17 protein-coding genes are annotated in these 18,202 nt (G+C 64.7%); 5 read left to right on the top strand and 12 right to left on the bottom strand.

Annotated elements, in window-relative coordinates; translation table 11 throughout:
* Positions 1 to 22: 22 nt before the first annotated feature.
* On the top strand, positions 23 to 1,792 hold the full coding sequence (locus ACK3BK_RS01965; RefSeq protein ID WP_186667519.1) for an acyl-CoA dehydrogenase C-terminal domain-containing protein: 1,770 nt from the start codon (positions 23 to 25) through the stop codon (positions 1,790 to 1,792).
* 264 nt (positions 1,793 to 2,056) lie between these two features.
* On the opposite strand, the gene ACK3BK_RS01970 is transcribed toward ACK3BK_RS01965, so the two are convergent.
* The gene (locus ACK3BK_RS01970) at positions 2,057 to 2,983 is read right to left on the bottom strand and encodes a LysR family transcriptional regulator (protein WP_411383649.1); all 927 of its coding nucleotides are present in this window, start codon (positions 2,981 to 2,983) and stop codon (positions 2,057 to 2,059) included.
* Between the two features lie 210 nt (positions 2,984 to 3,193).
* Here ACK3BK_RS01970 and ACK3BK_RS01975 point away from each other — a divergent pair, with 210 nt between their 5' ends.
* On the top strand, positions 3,194 to 4,471 hold the full coding sequence (locus tag ACK3BK_RS01975; RefSeq protein ID WP_411383650.1) for an aspartate aminotransferase family protein: 1,278 nt from the start codon (positions 3,194 to 3,196) through the stop codon (positions 4,469 to 4,471).
* Between the two features lie 153 nt (positions 4,472 to 4,624).
* Positions 4,625 to 4,783: a YqaE/Pmp3 family membrane protein gene (locus ACK3BK_RS01980; RefSeq protein WP_003177654.1), complete on the top strand. Its 159-nt coding sequence runs from the start codon at positions 4,625 to 4,627 to the stop codon at positions 4,781 to 4,783.
* 27 nt (positions 4,784 to 4,810) lie between these two features.
* On the opposite strand, the gene ACK3BK_RS01985 is transcribed toward ACK3BK_RS01980, so the two are convergent.
* From ACK3BK_RS01985 to ACK3BK_RS02030, 10 genes are all read right to left on the bottom strand, one after another.
* Positions 4,811 to 6,619 carry a S9 family peptidase gene (locus ACK3BK_RS01985; protein ID WP_411383651.1) on the bottom strand — a complete coding sequence of 603 codons (1,809 nt, stop codon included), beginning with the start codon at positions 6,617 to 6,619 and terminating at the stop codon, positions 4,811 to 4,813.
* Complete coding sequence (pqqE, locus tag ACK3BK_RS01990) at positions 6,600 to 7,748, bottom strand: pyrroloquinoline quinone biosynthesis protein PqqE (RefSeq protein ID WP_186709379.1); 1,149 nt, start codon at positions 7,746 to 7,748, stop codon at positions 6,600 to 6,602. The genes ACK3BK_RS01985 and pqqE overlap by 20 nt, the downstream gene beginning before the upstream one ends.
* Positions 7,720 to 7,995 carry a pyrroloquinoline quinone biosynthesis peptide chaperone PqqD gene (gene pqqD, locus ACK3BK_RS01995; RefSeq protein ID WP_054892198.1) on the bottom strand — a complete coding sequence of 92 codons (276 nt, stop codon included), beginning with the start codon at positions 7,993 to 7,995 and terminating at the stop codon, positions 7,720 to 7,722. Before pqqD ends, pqqE begins: the two co-directional genes overlap by 29 nt.
* Complete coding sequence (gene pqqC, locus ACK3BK_RS02000; RefSeq protein ID WP_186667524.1) at positions 7,992 to 8,747, bottom strand: pyrroloquinoline-quinone synthase PqqC; 756 nt, start codon at positions 8,745 to 8,747, stop codon at positions 7,992 to 7,994. The genes pqqD and pqqC overlap by 4 nt, the downstream gene beginning before the upstream one ends.
* Positions 8,748 to 8,756: 9 nt before the next feature.
* Positions 8,757 to 9,668, bottom strand: coding sequence for a pyrroloquinoline quinone biosynthesis protein PqqB (gene pqqB / locus ACK3BK_RS02005; protein ID WP_186667525.1), 912 nt, complete (start codon positions 9,666 to 9,668; stop codon positions 8,757 to 8,759).
* A gap of 72 nt (positions 9,669 to 9,740) precedes the next feature.
* Positions 9,741 to 9,818 (bottom strand): pyrroloquinoline quinone precursor peptide PqqA, encoded by a 78-nt coding sequence (gene pqqA, locus ACK3BK_RS02010; RefSeq protein ID WP_081255326.1) that lies wholly within the window; start codon positions 9,816 to 9,818, stop codon positions 9,741 to 9,743.
* A 182-nt stretch (positions 9,819 to 10,000) separates the two neighbouring features.
* Positions 10,001 to 12,319: a pyrroloquinoline quinone biosynthesis protein PqqF gene (gene pqqF, locus ACK3BK_RS02015; protein ID WP_411383652.1), complete on the bottom strand. Its 2,319-nt coding sequence runs from the start codon at positions 12,317 to 12,319 to the stop codon at positions 10,001 to 10,003.
* A gap of 91 nt (positions 12,320 to 12,410) precedes the next feature.
* Positions 12,411 to 13,205 (bottom strand): carbon-nitrogen hydrolase family protein, encoded by a 795-nt coding sequence (locus tag ACK3BK_RS02020; RefSeq protein ID WP_186667527.1) that lies wholly within the window; start codon positions 13,203 to 13,205, stop codon positions 12,411 to 12,413.
* Between the two features lie 15 nt (positions 13,206 to 13,220).
* On the bottom strand, positions 13,221 to 14,903 hold the full coding sequence (locus ACK3BK_RS02025) for a flavin monoamine oxidase family protein (protein ID WP_411383653.1): 1,683 nt from the start codon (positions 14,901 to 14,903) through the stop codon (positions 13,221 to 13,223).
* 166 nt (positions 14,904 to 15,069) lie between these two features.
* Positions 15,070 to 15,531: an Lrp/AsnC family transcriptional regulator gene (locus ACK3BK_RS02030; RefSeq protein ID WP_186667529.1), complete on the bottom strand. Its 462-nt coding sequence runs from the start codon at positions 15,529 to 15,531 to the stop codon at positions 15,070 to 15,072.
* Positions 15,532 to 15,741: 210 nt separating this feature from the next.
* Here ACK3BK_RS02030 and ACK3BK_RS02035 point away from each other — a divergent pair, with 210 nt between their 5' ends.
* Together ACK3BK_RS02035 and ACK3BK_RS02040 are read left to right on the top strand one after the other, a co-directional pair.
* Complete coding sequence (locus ACK3BK_RS02035) at positions 15,742 to 16,392, top strand: hypothetical protein (protein WP_346655290.1); 651 nt, start codon at positions 15,742 to 15,744, stop codon at positions 16,390 to 16,392.
* A gap of 21 nt (positions 16,393 to 16,413) precedes the next feature.
* The gene (locus tag ACK3BK_RS02040; protein WP_411383654.1) at positions 16,414 to 16,962 is read left to right on the top strand and encodes a serine acetyltransferase; all 549 of its coding nucleotides are present in this window, start codon (positions 16,414 to 16,416) and stop codon (positions 16,960 to 16,962) included.
* 15 nt (positions 16,963 to 16,977) lie between these two features.
* On the opposite strand, the gene ACK3BK_RS02045 is transcribed toward ACK3BK_RS02040, so the two are convergent.
* Positions 16,978 to 18,198: an MFS transporter gene (locus ACK3BK_RS02045; RefSeq protein WP_186720125.1), complete on the bottom strand. Its 1,221-nt coding sequence runs from the start codon at positions 18,196 to 18,198 to the stop codon at positions 16,978 to 16,980.
* Between the last annotated feature and the right edge of the window lie 4 nt (positions 18,199 to 18,202).

Here is an 18,202-nt window from a genome sequence, read left to right on the forward strand (position 1 = left end):
ACTCTGCTAACGAGAGGTTGTCATGGCCGACTATAAAGCGCCCCTGCGCGATATGCGCTTCGTACTCAATGAAGTCTTCAAGGTTTCCGAACTCTGGGCTCAACTGCCGGGCCTGGCGGACGTCGTCGATGCCGAGACCGCCCTGGCCGTGCTGGAAGAGGCCGGCAAGGTCACCAGCAAGAGCATCGCGCCGCTGAGCCGCGCCGCTGATGAAGAAGGCTGTCACTGGGACAACGGCGCGGTCCGCACCCCGGCCGGATTCATCGAGGCTTACCAGACCTACGCCGAAGGCGGCTGGGTCGGTGTCGGCGGGGATCCGCTGTTTGGTGGCATGGGCATGCCCAAGGCCATCTCGGCCCAGGTCGAGGAAATGGTCAACGCCTCGAGCCTGTCGTTCGGGCTGTATCCGATGCTCACCGCAGGTGCCTGCCTGTCGATCAACGCCCACGCCAGCGAAGCGTTGAAGGAAAAGTATCTGCCGAACATGTACGCCGGCGTCTGGGCCGGCTCCATGTGCCTGACCGAGCCCCATGCCGGCACCGACCTGGGCATCATCCGCACCAAGGCCGAGCCGCAGGCTGACGGCAGCTACAAGGTCAGCGGCACCAAGATCTTCATCACCGGTGGTGAGCACGACCTGACTGAAAACATCATCCACCTGGTGCTGGCCAAGCTGCCGGATGCGCCGGCCGGTCCGAAAGGCATCTCGCTGTTCCTGGTGCCCAAGTTCCTGGTCAACGACGACGGCAGCCTGGGTGCGCGCAACCCGGCCACCTGTGGCTCGATCGAACACAAGATGGGCATCCAGGCTTCGGCCACCTGTGTGATGAACTTCGACGAGGCGGTCGGCTATATCGTCGGTGAGCCGAACAAAGGCCTGGCGGCGATGTTCACCATGATGAACTACGAGCGCCTGGGTGTCGGTATCCAAGGCCTGGCGTCGGCCGAGCGCTCCTACCAGAACGCCGTCGAATACGCCCGCGACCGCTTGCAGAGCCGTGCGCCGACGGGCCCGCAAGCCAAGGACAAGGTCGCCGACCCGATCATCGTCCACCCCGACGTGCGTCGCATGCTGCTTACCATGAAAGCGCTGACCGAAGGCGGTCGGGCGTTTTCCACCTATGTCGCGATGCAACTGGACAGCGCCAAGTTCAGCGAAGACGCCGCCACCCGCAAACGCAGCGAGGAACTGGTGGCCTTGCTGACGCCGGTGGCCAAGGCCTTCCTCACCGACCTCGGCCTGGAGTGCACCGTACATGGCCAGCAGGTGTTCGGTGGACACGGCTACATCCGCGAATGGGGCCAGGAGCAGTTGGTGCGCGATGTGCGCATCACGCAGATCTACGAAGGCACCAACGGCATCCAGGCTCTGGACCTGATGGGGCGCAAGGTGGTGGCCAGCGGCGGCGCTTACTACCGTCTGTTCGCGGACGAGATCCGCGAGTTCATCCGCACCACCGACGTCGAGTTCAGCCAGCCGCTGGGTACTGCGCTGGATCAGCTCGACGGCTTGACCGAATGGGTGCTGGAGCGGGCCAAAGGCAACCCCAACGAAATTGGTGCCGCCTCGGTCGAGTACCTGCATGCGTTCGGCTACGTGGCCTATGGCTACATGTGGGCACTGATGGCCCGTGCTGCGCAGGTAGGTGAGGGCGACGAGGCCTTCTATGGCGCGAAGCTTGGGACGGCGCGCTTCTACTTCGCCCGCCTGCTGCCAAGGCTGGATTCGTTGGTGGCTTCGGTGAAGGCGGGCAGCGAGTCGTTGTACTTGCTGGATGCCGCGCAATTCTGATCGAGGGCCGGGGTTTACGCGTGCGAACAGGACGTTCTGAACACCTCGGCTTTGTAAGCTTTTTCCTACATCACGTGGTGACTTTTCTCCTCTTTCCTAAGATTGGATCCACGGTTAATCTTTCTTACATGGACGGAGCGCAGGAAGCGCAAAGGACAGAACAGGGACACGTAGGATTTCCCGCCAGGATGGTGGGACGATAAGGATGTCAGGGAAACAGTCTGGAGAACCCCGCCTCGGCGGGGTTTTCTTTGTCTGGCGTTTTTACCCGTTGCGGCCGTCCAGCGCCGGGACGCCCACCTGGCGAGCATCGCTTTCCTCCTCCAGCAGGGTGCGCAGCAATTCCACCGACGCCTGCTGGCGTTGGGCATCGCGAAATACCAGGCCCACCTTGAGCGGAACCCGTGGCTCGCTCAGGGGTTTCCAGAGCAGTGCCTGATCGTCTTCGGCCGCTTCCTTGGCACGCCCCGGAAGGATGGTCGCCAGGGCGGTATTGGCCAGGCTGTCGAGAATCCCCCCCATGTTGTTCATCTCTGCCTGCACCTGTGGCCTGCGCCCGAGATTGGCCAGTTGCGCCTTCCAGATCTGCCGGATCTGGAATTCCTCCCCCAGCATCAGCAGCGGTAATTCGGCGGCTTGTCTGATCGAGACCTTCTTGAAGTCTTTCAGTGGATGCGTATTGGGGATGACAAGCTGGAGTTCATCTTCGTACAACAACAGCCCATGCAGCCCTGGCTGACGTGGCGGCAGGTAGCTGATACCGATATCCAGGCTGCCGTTGAGCAGCCGCCGCTCGATTTCCAGCCCCGACAACTCGTAGATCTGCACGACCAGGTGTGGCTGGGCCTTGCGCAGTTTCTCCAGCAGCCGCGGCACCAGGCTCGGGCGTACGGTCTGCAGCACGCCGATGGCCAGGGTGCGCAAGGACTGGCCCTTGAACTCCTGCATGGCTTCCTGGGCGCGCTGCAGCCCGTCGAGCAGGGGCAGCGCATGGTTGTAGAGGGTGTGCGCGGCGAGGGTTGGCAGCAAGCGCTTGTTGCTGCGTTCGAACAGGTTCAGGTCAAGGCTGTGCTCAAGCTGGCGGATCTGTTGCGACAGTGCCGGTTGCGACAGTGACAGGCGCTCGGCAGCCCGGCCCACATGGCCTTCTTCATAGACCGCGACGAAATAACGCAGTTGGCGAAAATCCATAAGAAATACTTATCGAAAAAGCTGGAAAAACGAAATGGCCGCGAAGCGCCGGTACGCCTAGTCTATCGCCGTATTCCGGAGGGCTGAAGCGATCAGCCCGGTTCATTGTTACCCCGGATGAGAAACACTTTTGATAGGCAAGGCAAAATATCCGACCCCAGGCGAAGACCGGGGCGCCTTGCCCGTTCCCGTGATTGCCCTGGAGTCATCATGAACCTGTTCAAGCTGCGTCGTTCGGCTGCGGTCGTTGTCGAGCCCGTGCAGAGCACGACGCAGGAGGCGGCGCCATCGCAACTGTCCCGCGAGTGGCTGATGCCTGGCCGCAAGCGCGCACCTCAGGTGTTCGTGCGTGGCCAGGGTTCGTGGTTGTGGGACGACCAAGGGCATGCGTACCTGGACTTCACCCAGGGCTGCGCGGTCAACAGCCTCGGGCACAGCCCTGAAGTGCTGGCCAGGGCCCTCGGCAGCCAGGCCCAGGCCCTGATCAATCCGGGCGCGGGCTTTCACAGCTCGGCGCTGCTGGCGCTGGCCGGGCGCTTGTGCCAAAGCACCGGCAGCGACCAGGCGTACCTGCTCAACAGTGGCGCCGAGGCTTGCGAGGGCGCAATCAAGCTTGCGCGCAAATGGGGCCAGCGGCATCGCGGCGGTGCCTATCACATCATCACGGCCAGCCAGGCCTGCCATGGCCGCAGCCTTGGCGCGCTGTCGGCGTCCGACCCGCTGCCGTGCAACCGCTGCGAACCGGGATTGCCCGGCTTCAGCAAGGTGCCGTTCAACGACCTGGCCGCCCTGCATGCCGAGGTCGACTCGCGCACCGTGGCGATCATGCTCGAGCCGATCCAGGGCGAGGCCGGTGTGATTCCGGCAACACGTGAATACCTGCAGGGTGTCGAAAAGCTTTGCCGCGAGCTGGGCATCCTGTTGATTCTCGACGAAGTGCAGACCGGTATCGGCCGTTGTGGCGCGCTGCTGGCCGAACAGACCTACGGCGTGCGGGCCGATATCCTCACCTTGGGCAAGGGCCTGGGCGGCGGGGTGCCGCTGGCGGCCCTGCTGGCCCGCGGTACGGCCTGCTGCGCCGCGCCGGGCGAGCTCGAGGGCAGCCACCACGGCAACGCCCTGATGAGCGCGGCGGGCCTGGCTGTGCTGGATACCGTGCTGGCGCCGGGTTTTCTCGAGCAGGTGCAGGACAGCGGCCGACACCTGCGCGAGGGTCTCAGCCGTCTGGCGGGGCGCTACGGGCAGGGCGAGGTGCGGGGCCAGGGGCTGTTATGGGCGTTGCAGCTGCGTGAAGCGCTGGCTCAGGAACTGGTCGAGGCAGCACTGCAAGAAGGCCTGCTGCTCAATGCCGCGCAAGCGGATGTGGTGCGCTTCTCGCCAGCGCTGACCGTGAGCCGGGGCAATATCGACGAGATGCTGCTGCGGCTGTCCCGCGCCTTCGCCCGTGTGCATTCCCGCCAACAGGTTCGCCGCGAAGCGACGGCCTGACCACCGAATTTCAACGAACCGTCTCGCGTTCCTGCGCATCGCCCTTGGCCAGCTGTATTTGGCCCGGGGCGTTTTTTTTTGAGCGTGATATCAGTGTGGAACCTCTGACGAAGCGCACTAGTCTGTGTTGAGAACCCTCCAGGAGAGCATCACATGGACTTCATTCGTATCATCATCGCTATTCTTCTGCCGCCTTTGGGCGTGTTCCTGCAGGTTGGCTTCGGCGGCGCGTTCTGGTTGAACATCCTGCTGACTCTGCTGGGCTACATTCCAGGGATCGTGCATGCGGTGTACATCATCGCCAAACGCTAGGCCATGGTGGGGCCGTGCGCGGCCCCCTCAGCGCTCCAGCACCTGGCAATAGAATCGCCATTCCTCCTCCAGCGCATGGGCAAGGTTCTGTGCCTTGCGAAAACCATGACGCTCTTCGGCATAGAAATGCCCCACGGCCTTGATGCCATTGGCTTTCAGTGCTTCCAGCATGCTGCGGGTCTGTTCCGGCACTACCACGGCATCCAGTTCGCCCTGGAAGAAGATCACCGGCGCCTTGATCCGCTCAGCATGCAGTAGCGGCGTGCGCTGCCGGTAGCGCTCGGCATCTTGCTGCGGGTCGCCGATCAGCCACTCCAGGTAATCGCCTTCGAACTTGTGAGTCGCCTTGCCCAACGCGATGGGGTCGCTGACGCCATAAAGGCTGGCGCCCGCGCGGAATACGTCGTGGAAGGCCAAGGCGCATAGCGTGGTGTAGCCGCCGGCACTGCCGCCGCGAATGAACGCCTTGTCCGGGTCGATCAAACCTTGCCCGGCGAGAAATGCAACGGCGGCGCAGGCGTCCTGCACGTCGATCTCGCCCCAGCGCAGGTGCAATGCCTGACGATAGGCACGGCCATAGCCGCTGCTGCCCCGGTAGTTGAGGTCGGCGACGGCGAAACCGCGCTGGGTCCAGTACTGGATGCGTGCGTCGAGCACCGGGTAGCAGGCCGAGGTCGGGCCTCCGTGGATGAACACCACCAGTGGGGGGGTGTGCTGACTGTCCATGGCTGGGTAGAAGAAACCATGGGCCAGGGCCTCGCCACTGGGGTAGCTGATGGGTAGCGGGCAACTGATGCGCGTGTCCGGCAGCACCTGGCTGCCTCCCGCCAGGACCCGGCTGCGCTGGCCGTCGCGTTCGATGGCGAGGATTGCAGGCGGGCGTGTGGGGGAAGCTGCGATGGCGTAGAGGTATTGCGCGTCCATCGCCAGGCTGCGAAACCGCGTGTAGTCCTTGGCGAAGGCCTGCATAGGCTTGCCTTCGTCGTGTATCGCCAAGGTCCCGAAGCCGTTTTCGAAGCGGGTGGCGAGGTAGCGCTGCGGCCCCAAGGGTAGCCAGGTGCAGGCGCCCAGCTGCCAGGGCGCGGCAGCGTGGTCGGCGGCCTCGGCGGGCAGCGCCTGCCAACGACCGCCGACCTCGCTCCAGGGTTGCCAGAAACCGTTGCGATCGGACAGGCAGTACAGCCTGCCGTCAGCGTCGAAGCGTGGCTGCTGCAGGGACTCGTCCTGGCCGGCCACACATTGTGCCGCCCCCCAGAGCCCATCGCCTTGTCGTTCGCGGAGCATCAGGCGGGTGACCGTCCAGGGCTGTGCCGGGCGATCCCACTCGATCCATGCCAGGCGTTGGCCATCGGCGCTCAAGGTGGGCGAGGCGTAGAAGTCGGCGCCCTCGGCCAGCACCTGGCGCGTTCCGGCGGCCAGCGCCACCAGCCGATGCTCGACGCGCTCGGCATGATGCTCTTCGACCGCCAGTACCTGGCCGTCATGCCACTGCAGGTCGCCATAGCGACAGTCAGGTGCTGCGGTCAGCCCCTGTGGCTGCGAGCCGTCCAGCGCCTGGCGATAGACCTGCTGGTCTTTCTCGTTGACGAAGAGCACGGCATCCGGGCTCAGGCAAAAGCTGCCGCCGCCGTATTCATAGACTCGGCTGCGCGCGCTGAAACCATCCGGTGTCAGGCAATGGGCCTGCTGCTGGCGCCAGTGCCAGATACGGCAGGCGCCATCGGCGGGGCGGAATTCGTTCCAGAACAGCCCCTGGTCGCCGACCTTGAGTTCGGCGAAGTCGGTGCCGGCGGCCACTGCCTGGGTGGCGCTGAACTCAGCCACGGGCGATGACACGGGAGTTGCGCTCGTTGCGGAAGGTCATCTGTTCGATGTTCATCTGGGCGGTCTGCGCCTCCTCGCGGGCCTTGAGAATGATGCCGTGATCCGGCGACTTGGCGCACACCGGGTCGGCTTTGCTGGCATCGCCGGTGAGCATGAAGGCCTGGCAGCGGCAGCCGCCGAAATCCTTTTCCTTCTCGTCGCACGAACGGCAGGGTTCGGGCATCCAGTCATAACCGCGAAAGCGATTGAAGCCGAACGAGTCGTACCAGATATGTCGCAGGTCATGGTCGCGCACGTTGGGAAACTGCACCGGCAACTGGCGCGCGCCATGACAGGGCAGGGCGGTGCCGTCGGGGGTGATGGTCAGGAACAGGCTGCCCCAGCCGTTCATGCAGGCCTTGGGGCGTTCTTCGTAGTAGTCGGGCGTGACGAAGATCAGCTTGCACGGGTTGCCGTCGGCTTTCAGACGATCGCGGTACTGGTTGGTGATGCGCTCGGCACGCTCGAGCTGCTCGCGGGTCGGCAGCAAGCCCAGGCGATTGAGGTGCGCCCAGCCATAGAACTGGCAGGTGGCAAGTTCGACGAAGTCGGCTTCGAGAGCGATGCACAGCTCGATGATGCGGTCGATGCGGTCGATGTTGTGCCGGTGGGTGACGAAGTTCAGCACCATCGGATAACCGTGGGCCTTCACCGCGCGCGCCATTTCCAGCTTCTGTGCGAAGGCTTTCTTCGAACCGGCCAGCAGGTTGTTCACCTGTTCGTCGCTGGCCTGGAAGCTGATCTGGATATGGTCCAGGCCGGCCTGCTTGAAGGCCGCGATCTTCTGCTCGGTGAGGCCGATCCCGGAGGTGATCAGGTTGGTGTAGTAACCCAGGCGCCGGGCCTCGCCGATCAGGTCGGTGAGGTCCTGGCGCACCAGTGGCTCGCCGCCGGAAAAACCGATCTGCGCCGCGCCCATTTCACGGGCCTGGGCCATCACCTGGAACCACTGCTCGGTACTCAGCTCCTTGCCCTGGGCGGCGAAGTCCAGCGGGTTGGAGCAGTACGGGCACTGCAGCGGGCAGCGGTAGGTCAGCTCGGCCAGCAGCCACAACGGCAGACCGACCGGCACCTCAGGCGAGGGTGATCCAGTGTTCGGCACGGGCCACCTCCATGAACTGCTCGATATCCTCGGCCACTTCCGGGATACCGGGGAATTGCTGTTCGAGCTCGGCGATGATCGCCGCGACATCGCGTTGGCCGTCGACCAGTCCACCGATCAGGCCGGCACTGTCGTTGAGCTTGATCATGCCTTCGGGGTACAGCAGCACGTGACCCTTCTGCGCGGGTTCGTACTGGAAGCGGTAGCCGGTGCGCCAGTTCGGCACCAGTGTGCGGTCGAGACTCATAGTGCGATCCCCTTGTGCCAGACCCGTTCGCTTGTGACGCTGTGATAGGGCGGGCGGTTCAGTTCATAGGCCATGCTCATGGCATCGAGCATGCTCCAGAGGATATCCAGCTTGAACTGCAGGATTTCCAGCATACGCTCCTGCCCTTCGCGCGTGGTGTAGTGCTGCAGGGTGATCGCCAGGCCGTGCTCTACATCGCGTCGGGCCTGGCCCAGGCGGGTTCGGAAGTACTCGTAGCCGGCCGGGTCGATCCAGGGGTAGTGCTGCGGCCAGCTGTCCAGGCGCGACTGGTGGATCTGCGGGGCGAACAGCTCGGTCAGCGAGCTGCTGGCCGCTTCTTGCCAGGAGGCGCGGCGGGCGAAGTTGACATAGGCGTCGACGGCGAAGCGCACGCCGGGCAGCACCAGTTCCTGCGAGCGCAGTTGGTCCGGGTCAAGGCCCACCGCCTGGCCGAGGCGCAGCCAGGCCTCGATGCCGCCGTCCTCGCCCGGGGCGCCGTCGTGGTCGAGCAGGCGCTGGATCCACTCGCGGCGTACTTCGCGGTCCGGGCAATTGGCCAGGATCGCGGCATCCTTCATGGGGATGTTCACTTGGTAGTAGAAGCGGTTGGCCACCCAGCCCTGGATCTGCTCGCGGGTGGCGCGGCCCTGGTACATCGCCACATGGTAGGGGTGATGGATGTGGTAGTAGGCGCCCTTGGCGCGCAGGGCCTGCTCGAACTCGGCAGGGGACATCGGCAGTGCGTCGCTCATCAGGCCTCCTTACAACTCGATGCTCATGCCATCGTAGGCGACTTCCACGCCACGGCGCTGGACTTCGGCGCGCTCCGGGGAGTCTTCGTCGAGGATCGGGTTGGTGTTGTTGATGTGGATAAGCACCTTGCGCTGGCGTGGGAAGGCGTCGAGCACCTCCAGCATGCCACCTGGGCCGTTCTGGGCCAGGTGACCCATCTCGCGGCCGGTGCGGGTGCCGACGCCGCGGCGCTGCATTTCATCGTCTTCCCACAGGGTGCCGTCGACCAGCAGGCAGTCGGCGCCATGCATCATCTGCAGCAGCTTGTCGTCGACCTGACCCAGCCCCGGTGCGTAGAACAGCTTGCCGCCAGTACGCAGGTCCTCGACCAGCAGGCCAAGGTTGTCGCCCGGGTGCGGGTCGAAACGGTGCGGCGAGTAGGGCGGCGCTGCGCTGCGCAGGGGGAAGGGGGTGAATCGCAGGTTCGGGCAGGCGGGGATGACGAAGCTGCCTTGCAGCTCGATGCGGTTCCACTGCAGGCCACCGTTCCAGTGACTGAGCATGGTGAACAGCGGGAAGCCGGTGCTCAGGTCCTGGTGGACCATGTCGGTGCACCAGACCTGGTGCGGGCAGCCTTCGCGCAGGCTGAGCAGGCCGGTGGTGTGGTCTATCTGGCTGTCGAGCAGGACGATCGCGTCGATGCCGGTGTCGCGCAGGGCGCGTGCCGGCTGCATCGGCGCAAAGGCCTGTAGCTGGGCGCGGATATCGGGCGAGGCATTGCACAGGATCCAGTGCTCACCGTCGTCGGACAGGGCAATGGACGACTGGGTGCGTGCCGTCGCGCGCAGGCTGCCATCGCGAAAGCCCTTGCAGTTGACGCAGTTGCAGTTCCACTGCGGGAAACCGCCACCGGCGGCGGAACCGAGAATCTGGATGAACATGGCTACTCTCTTGCCGCGGGTCCATGAAACGAAAACGCCCCGGCGGGCCGAGGCGTTGCACTGCAGCGCTGCTTAGCGGCTGGCGAAGTACATGGTGACTTCGAAGCCGATGCGCAGGTCGGTGTAAGCGGGTTTGGTCCAGGTGGTCATGGTCGAACTCCTTCCGGATGGTGTGGGTGGATGTCAGCTATCTACTTTGGTGCCGCCTGAGTCAGGAGGTTCCATTGGCTGAGATTGCGCTATCTTACAAGAAAAATTTGTACCGAAAGGTTAATTCTTCGAAAAGCGCCCTTGCAGTACAGGTAACAATCCTCGCCTCGGACAGGGGGTATTTACTCGAAGCGCGCATCCGGCGCAGCGCTGGTGGCCAGGCACAGCCAGCCGTGGTCGGCGTCCAGAAGGCGTTTCAGCAAATGGTCCAGTATTGGCTGGTCTGTCCTGAGAATAGACCTGCGCAGACGGGCAAGGTCTGTCGGCTCTGTAGCCAGATATGTCTGCCAGGCCCATTCGGCGACTTCGCCATTGGCCATCGCCGGCTCCTCGAACTGCGCGGCCAGGGCCTGTCGGGCCGTGGGATCGAACGTGACGCCGTCGGCCAGCAAGCTCAGCAGGTGCTCGAGAATCTGGCCGGGCGTGGCCTGTGGCGATTGCACGCCGAACAGCAGGCCGCCCTGGCCTTCTATCAGACGAAAGGCGCTGAACACGGCATAGCCCAGTTGCAGTTCGATCCGCAGGCGTTGGTACACCGGGCCTTGCAGCGCTTGCGCCAGTACCCGACCTGCGCCTTCATCGTGGGCAGGAAGCGGGCAGAACAGCAGCAATGCATGCTCACTGCCGCCCGTGGAGTGCTGCACCCAGCGCCGGTTCGGTAGCAACAGAGAGGCCGGCGGGGGCGTTCCCTGCACCCCCGGTGCACCTGCCAGCACCGCGCCGAGTGCTGCTTGCGCCGCGCCATCGAAGCCGATGGCGAGCCCGTGTCGAGGGGCGCTGGCCCAGATCTGCTCAAGCACCGCCAGATCCAGCAAGCAGGCTGGTTGTGGCTGTACGGCTGCCGGGCGCAGGTGATCGGGCAGCACCTTGAGCAGTGCCCTGATCGGGATGTGCGGCGGTTCGACGGGCGCAGGTGTGCGCAACAAGTGTGGTGGAGGATGGCGCAGGTGTTCCAGGGCCAGCTCGAGGGTGCGGATCACCGCGCCAGGCATGCCCGCACAGCGCAGTTGCCAGTGCTCGCCAACGAGGGTGAAGTCCAGCTGCAGCGAGGCGCGGCGGGCGCGTTCGAGCAGTGGTTGCAACGCCTGTGACAGCACCGCATGAAAGCGCTCGCGCAGCGGCGAGGCGATCTGCCAGCGTAGATAGAGCGTTGCGAAGCCTCGCTCGATCGGCAGGATCTCGCTGACGGTCAGGTCATCCGGCAGCGCCGCGCCGCCAACAGGGAGGTCGGCCATCAGCAGAGGCTCCTCGCGCGGTTGCTGCCATTGGCCCTGATCGCCGTTCGGCAGATCATCGAGTAATGCCTGGAAGGCTTCCAGCGCCCGGGCATCCAGTGCTTCGAACGGGCGCCCGGCACTGTCCCGGCGGGCGAGCTCGAGTGCGCTGGCTGCTTGCTTGCGGCTGTGTTGCAGGCGCTCGAATTCGCTGTTGAGCGCTGCCGTATCCGAGCGGCGCAACGCGCCGAGCCAGCCGTGCAGCAGTGCGCGGACCTCGGCTGGCGGGGCGTCAGGTTGCAGTTGCAGGCGAATGTGCCAGAGCAATTGACCGGCAAAGGCGTACAGCGAGTCGCTGTGAACCTCCTGTAGCCAGCCGCGTTGACGCAGGGCATCGAGCCAGCCACCCGGGCGGCTGTCGCTCAGGCAGGCCTGCAGCAGGTCGAGGGCCTGCTCGGCGCTTGGAGGAAGGTGCTCATGGGCGAACAGCAGGTCAAGACAGCCGGTGGAGGCTTCAGGCTCGATCAAGGGGGTATCGAGTAGAGGGACGGGAGGCGTTTGCGCCTGCATTGCGCCCATGCTGAACAGGCCACCGAATTGTCGGCCCAGGGCTTCGAGCTGCATCAGCGATTGCGGGCCGCAAAGGCTCAGATGGATCTGCCCACCGCGATAGAAGCGGGCATGGAAGTCGCCCAGCGCGCGCTGGAAAGCAGGGTCCTGCAGCGCCAGGCTGTACCGGTTGCCTGCGTGGAACCCGCTCAGGGGATGGTGTGGCGATACGCATTGCAGCAGCCTGAACTGGCGCTGCGCCTCGGGATTGCGTGACCAGGCGATGAACTCGGCATGGATCACTTCACGCTCGCGGTGCTGGCGTGCAAGGCTCAGGTCCGGCTCGGCGAGCATCTGGCACAGGCGCTCCAGCGCAGACCCCAGGGCCGCCGGAGGCACTTCGAAGAAGAAGTCGGTGGTGCGTTCGCGGGTACTGGCATTGACTTGGCCGCCGAACGCCTGGACATGGCGCATCAGGCCGTCTTCCAGCGGGAAGCGCGCGGTGCCGAGGAACAACAGGTGCTCGAGGAAATGCGCAATGCCCGGCCACCTTGGCGGGGCGTCATGGCTGCCGGCATGTACCCTCAAGGCTGCGGCGGCGCGCTTGAGGCGCGTGGCGTGGCGCAGGGTCAGGCGCAGGCCGTTGGGCAGGGTGAGTGTGTTGATAGCGTCGGTCATGGAGGGATGCTAGCGCATTTGCGCTGGCCCGGCCGGTGCCATCTGCCACGGTGCCCATTTCGCCGGTGAACCCGCTCCTTGCCCGTCGGTGTCAATCCTGTGCGCGGTGAAGATCCCGCCGCAGGTCGGCAAGATACGGAAACGCCTCGCGCCCCTTCACTACCCGCTCACGCTCAAGGTCGGCCAGCAACTGGCATTCCTCGCGTCCGGCCATGGCCAGCAGGCTGCCGTCCGGGCCGATGATGCTGCTCTGCCCGCAATACTGGATTTCACCTTCAGACCCGCAGTAGTTGGCGTATACCAGATAGCACTGGTTCTCCTGCGCCCGCGAGCGCACGGTCACCTGGCAGACGAAGTCGTAGGGCGTCATGTTCGCGGTCGGCACCAGGATCAGCTCGGCGCCTTCGAGTGCCAGGCGCCGGGCGTTCTCGGGGAACTCGATGTCGTAGCAGATCAGCAGCCCCAGCTTCCAGCCATCGAGCTCGACCACCGGAAAATGGTTGGCACCGGGGCTGAACATCGAGCGGTCCAGCTCGCCGTACAGGTGGGTCTTGCGGTAGTTGCACAGGCTGCGGCCGTGGGCGTCGATCAGTTGCACGCTGTTGTGAATCGAGCCGTCCTCGGCCCGCTCCGGGTAGCCATAGACGATGGCGATGCGCTGCGCCTGGGCAATCTCCACCACCGCCATGGCCGACGGTCCGTCTTCGGGTTCGGCCAGGCGCTGCACCGCGTCGGCGCCGATGTTATAGCCGCTGAGGTACATCTCCGGGCACACCAGCAGTTGCGCGCCACGCGCTGCGGCCAGTTGCGCCTGCTGCTGCAGGCGTTCGAGATTGCCGGGCACGTCCAGTGGCCTGGGCGTGCCCTGGAACAGGGCGATGCGCATGGGCGCCTCCTCGTGTCAGTCAGGCAGGGCGATCGGGCCGATCTCGTGGAACACGTCGCCCGGCCCGGGATTGTCCGCGTGGGTCTTGCCGCCGAAGTGGTTCATGATACCCCACACCGCATTCAGCGACGTCTGCACCGCGCCTTCGACCCAGGCCGGGGTCCAGGACACGTCGTCGCCAGCAATGAAGATGCCGCGCTGCTCGGGGGGCAGGTCCTGTTGCATGAAGTGCGCGTACATGCGCTGGTTGTAGCGGTAGTGACCTGGCAGCGCGCCTTTGAAGGCGCCGAGGAAGTAGGGGTCGGCTTCCCAGGAGATGGTGATCGGGTCGCCGATGATGTGCCCGGCGATGTCGGTTTTCGGGTAGATCTTCTTCAGCGCATCCAGGGCCAGCTGCACGCGTTTTTCGGTCGGGTGCGGCAGCATCTTCAGCGCATCGCTCATCCATGCGTACGACAGGCAGATCACTCCCGGCTTGTCGTCACCGTTGTCGAACAGGTAGGTGCCGCGGGTCAGGCGATCGGTGAGGGTCATGCTCAGCAGGTCGCGGCCGGTCTGCGGGTCCTTGTCCTTCCAGAACGGGCGATCGACCATGACGAAGGTCTTCGACGACTGCATGTAGCGGGTGCGGTCCAGGGCCATCCACATCTTCTGCGAGAACAGCGACTCTTCGCAGTCGATCTGGGTGGTCAGCAGCCAGCTCTGGCAGGTGGTGAGCACGGCGGCGTAGTGGCGGGTGTCGCCATAGTTGTCGGTAACCGCCAGACGTCCATCGCTGGCGCGGGCAATGCGCTTGACCCCCGCCCGCGGCGCGCCGCCATGCAGCGAGCTGAGGCTGGTGCCGGCCGGCCAGTGCGCTGTGCTGTCCGGCACATGCCTCCAGATGCCCTGCGGCACTTGCTCCACGCCTCCGACCACCAGGTGCTGGTGATCGTCGCAGTTGGTCATGACCACACGGAAGATTTCCAGCATCGAGTTGGGGAAGTCCGAATCCCAGCCGCCGGTGCCGAAACCGACCTGGCCGAACACTTCCCGGTGTTGGAAGCTCAGCTTGGCGAAGGCTTTGGAGGTGGCGACGAAATCGTAGAAGGTGCGGTCGTCCCACAGCGGCACCAGGGTGTCCCACAGGGCCTTCAGGCGCGGCACGTCTCGCTCACGGATGGCCTGCTGAATCTCGCCGAAGCGTGCGCCGTCCTCCAGCGCGTCGGCCCAGGCTTCGGCCACCTCATGGAACAGCGCCGGCAGGTCGGCGGCCTTCTCGGCGTAGTAGGTCTGGCCTTCGAGGTCGATCACCGTGCTGCCCGAGGCCGGGGTCAGCGGGTTGGGAAAGGGTTTCGTTTCCAGGCCGAGCTTGTCGACATAGTGGTAGAACGCGGTGGACGACACCGGGAAACGCATGCCGCCCAGTTCGGCGACGATACCGTCGGTGCCGTTGAAGGCCTGCGAGCGCAGGCGCCCGCCGAGCTTCGAGGCCTCGTAGACGACGGGCTTGAGGCCCAGCTTCATCAGTTCGTAGGCCGCCACCAGCCCGGCGATACCGGCACCGACGATCGCCACTTCTTCGCCATGCCGTTCAGGGGGGATGCTGCCAAGGCCTGCGGGATGCTCCAGCCAGTCGTCGAAGGCGAAGGGAAAATCAGGGCCGAAGATGGTGACCGGCGGTTTGCCGTCGACGGGGTGGCGGTTTTTCTTGTTCATCTGATGACCTTGCCAGAGCGGCTGCGCTGAGGGCGGAGCCTGAGTATAGGAAATGCCTGGTGGTCATTTTATGAAGCGGGGCGCTCGTAATTAAGAGCAATATTGGCGTCGATCTGTAGGGGATTATGTCGATATGACGATAAGAGTTTGCATTGTGGCGATACCTCTATCCAGGCTGCCCGCGATCCACCTTGCTGCTCAGGATGATCGAGGTGGTGGTCTTTTCCACGCCTTCCAGGCTGCCGATCTGGTCGAGCAGCTGGTCCAGCTGTTCCGGTGAGTCGCTGAGCAGCCAGGCGACGTAGTCGAACTCGCCACTCACCGCACACAGTTGCTGTACCTGCCCCATTGCCGACAGGCGGCGCACCACCTCGCGTCCCGAGCGTGGCTGCACCGTGATGCCGACATAGGCCTGCAGACCACCCCCGGCCAGGCGCTGGCCCAGGCGCACGCCGTAACCGGTGATCACCTTGTGCTTCTCCAGGCGCGTCAGCCGCGAGGTGACGGTGGTGCGGGCGATGCCCAGATGGCGTGCGAGAGTGGCGACGCTTTCGCGGGCGTTGATCTGCAGCAGGGCGATGAGCTGGCGATCGATTTCGTCGAGGGCGATGGCGCGGGAGTCCGGCATGACAAATCTCTGCAATGGGTGCGCTAGCCTAGCCAGACCTGGGCTCGGGCGGCAAGGTGAGCCGTTCGCACGATGATGGCAGAATGATTTAATCGATTTCACTTCTGTCTCAGAGCGGGCGCGTATTATGATGCGCCACTTGGTATTTGATAATCATTCGCGCTATGGAATTGGCGCCAGAAATCCTCTCTGCCTAGCGGTAGGTGCCACGTGTCCAGCCTGTTCAAGTTCGACGTCGATGCGGCGTTCTGTGTTTCCTTGCGCGATCGGCAAGACAGCCGCGAGCGTTTCATGCGGGAAGTGGGCAGCAGGATCGGCAATCCGCTGGTCTTCCACCTGAGGGACAAGGACGTCAACCCGATCCGGGCCCACTACGAGTCCCATCGCGCGTTGGCGCTGATGGCCCTGGAGCAGGGCTGGCAACGCATCCTGATTTTCGAGGACGATGCCAAGGCCTACGACTGGGGCGCCGCGTCGATCAACTGGATCAACCGCTTCATCGCCACCCGCCCGTTCGAGAGCCTGCACCTGGGCTACACCATGGGCCGCACCTGGCTGACCTGGTTTCCGTTCATCGCCCGTGGCCGGGTCAGTGCGCCGCATGCCTACATTCTTTCCCAGGAAGGCTGTCGAGTGCTGGTGGCCGCACCCTACGACGGCAGGACACTGGACAGCCTGTTCAAACGACGGATCAAGCAGCACTGCGCCTACCCGATGCTGTTCCGCCGCATCAGCACCGCCGCCTCGCAGGATGCGCGTGTCGCCCGGCATGAGGATGCGCAGTGGCAGCAGAACTGGGCGCGTCACCTGCGTTCGCCGCTGAAGTATTTCTGGAAAACCTTGTTACGCTGGAGCTTTTGATAGCGCAGGGGGAAACCGGCATTGACCTTCGAACATCTGCTCGAGTGCTGGCGACTGGAAGTTTCCAATAAGAAGAAGCCGGGACGGTGGATCAGTTTGCTGAGTAATGTCCTGCGTCGGTCGCGCAGGGATAACAAGCTGCGCTTCCTGTTTTGCTACCGTCTGGCGCAGTACCTGGATGGCAAGGGAGGGCTGGCGCGCCGCTATGCCCGGGGCATGCAGCAGCGACTCAACCTGAAGTATGCCGTGGACATCGACATCGGCGCGCAGATTGCGCCGGGGTTGCGCATCGCCCATCTGCCAGGCGTTGTCATTACCCGGCATGTACGGATCGGGCGCAGTTTCTTCATTCGCCAGAACTGCACCATCGGCATCAAGACCTTGGGGCTGGAGCACTACGCGCTGGAGATCGGCGATAACGTCAGCCTGGGCGCCAACAGCTGCATCATCGCCGACCGCCTGCGCATCGGCGACAACGTGGTGATTGGTGCGATGTCACTGGTCACCCGCGACATTCCCGCCGACACGACGTTCTACAACCCACGGCAGGCGACGCTGCTGCAGCGCTGAGCGTTGCCGTGACGCTCAGCCGACCGACGCTGCAGGCGACCGATCGCTGCGACTGCCCGACAAAAGCACCATGGCCGCCGCCAGCAGCAGCACACAGGCATAGGCATTGGTGGTCACGACCAGCCCGACATGCTGGGTGGCGATGCCAGCGGCCACTGCGGGCAGGCTGAAGGCCAGGTAACTCAGCACATAGAACCCGGCCATCAGCCCGCCGCGTTCGTGAGCATGGGCCAGCGGTACGACCGAGCGCAGGGCGCCGAGAAACCCGCCACCAAAGCCCAGGCCGGCGACCGCGGTGCCGAGGAAGAACAGCCAGGCCAGGCCGCCGTCCACGCCGATCAGGGTCAGCAGCAAGCCGCTGACCAGTGCCAGGCTGCCGCGGCGCAGGATCACCTGGGCCTCGCTGTTGCGCAGGGCGAAGATGCCCAGCGCGCCGCAGCTGGTCAGCAGGAAAACCAGGGTGCCGCCGACCAGCGGTGCCTGCAGCCCTGTGACCTGGCGCGCCAGGGTCGGCCCCAGCGACAGGTAGAAGCCGCCCAGTGCCCAGAGGCTCGCATTCAGCGGAGCGATCCGCCAGAAGGCACGCCGGGCCTGCGGTGGAATTCGTACCCGTGGTCGCAGCGAGGCCCAGGCGCCGGGCTGACGGCTGATGCTTTCCGGCAGGCGCGGCAGCAATACCGCGAACAGCGCAAAGACGCCCAACAGGACCAGGAAGACCCGGTGCAGCGGCTCGCCGGAAAACTGCATCAACGCACTACTGCCCAAGGCGCCAAGGGCCAGGCCCAGCATCGGCGTCACGCTATTGAGCAGCGGCCCGCGCTCACGGTCGAAGTCCAGCAACGCCGCGCCGAGCACACTGGTGGCAAGCCCTGTGGCGCAGCCCTGCAGCAGGCGCGCGACGATCAGCGCCTCGACCGATTCTGCCCGCAGGAATACCGCCATGGCCAATACCTCCAGCGCCAAGGCCGCCGCGATCACCGGGCGCCGGCCGATGTGATCGGACAGCGAGCCGCAGACCAGCAGCGTCAGCAGCAAACCGCCCGCGTAGATGCTGAACACCACGCTCAGCAAGGCCGGCGAGAAGCCCCAGGTTTCGCGGTAGAGGGCATAGAGTGGTGTCGGCGCGCTGGCCGCAGCCGAGAAGGCGATCAGAATCGCCCCCAGCAACCACAGGGACGCGGCGCGAGACAGACCGTTGCGGCGTTCGCGCGTGCTTTTGGGTAAGGTATCGCTCATGGTT

It is taken from the genome of Pseudomonas sp. L7, from assembly GCF_046605565.1.
GTDB classification, from domain to species: domain Bacteria; phylum Pseudomonadota; class Gammaproteobacteria; order Pseudomonadales; family Pseudomonadaceae; genus Aquipseudomonas; species Aquipseudomonas wayambapalatensis.

Coding starts and splice junctions, on each gene's coding strand:
- ACK3BK_RS01965 (WP_186667519.1), top strand. CDS start 23: ATGGCCGACTATAAAGCGCCCCTGCGCGATATGCGCTTCGTACTCAAT.
- ACK3BK_RS01970 (WP_411383649.1), bottom strand. CDS start 2,983: ATGGATTTTCGCCAACTGCGTTATTTCGTCGCGGTCTATGAAGAAGGC.
- ACK3BK_RS01975 (WP_411383650.1), top strand. CDS start 3,194: ATGAACCTGTTCAAGCTGCGTCGTTCGGCTGCGGTCGTTGTCGAGCCC.
- ACK3BK_RS01980 (WP_003177654.1), top strand. CDS start 4,625: ATGGACTTCATTCGTATCATCATCGCTATTCTTCTGCCGCCTTTGGGC.
- pqqD (WP_054892198.1), bottom strand. CDS start 7,995: ATGAGTCTCGACCGCACACTGGTGCCGAACTGGCGCACCGGCTACCGC.
- pqqC (WP_186667524.1), bottom strand. CDS start 8,747: ATGAGCGACGCACTGCCGATGTCCCCTGCCGAGTTCGAGCAGGCCCTG.
- pqqB (WP_186667525.1), bottom strand. CDS start 9,668: ATGTTCATCCAGATTCTCGGTTCCGCCGCCGGTGGCGGTTTCCCGCAG.
- pqqA (WP_081255326.1), bottom strand. CDS start 9,818: ATGACCACCTGGACCAAACCCGCTTACACCGACCTGCGCATCGGCTTC.
- pqqF (WP_411383652.1), bottom strand. CDS start 12,319: ATGACCGACGCTATCAACACACTCACCCTGCCCAACGGCCTGCGCCTG.
- ACK3BK_RS02020 (WP_186667527.1), bottom strand. CDS start 13,205: ATGCGCATCGCCCTGTTCCAGGGCACGCCCAGGCCACTGGACGTGCCC.
- ACK3BK_RS02025 (WP_411383653.1), bottom strand. CDS start 14,903: ATGAACAAGAAAAACCGCCACCCCGTCGACGGCAAACCGCCGGTCACC.
- ACK3BK_RS02030 (WP_186667529.1), bottom strand. CDS start 15,531: ATGCCGGACTCCCGCGCCATCGCCCTCGACGAAATCGATCGCCAGCTC.
- ACK3BK_RS02045 (WP_186720125.1), bottom strand. CDS start 18,198: ATGAGCGATACCTTACCCAAAAGCACGCGCGAACGCCGCAACGGTCTG.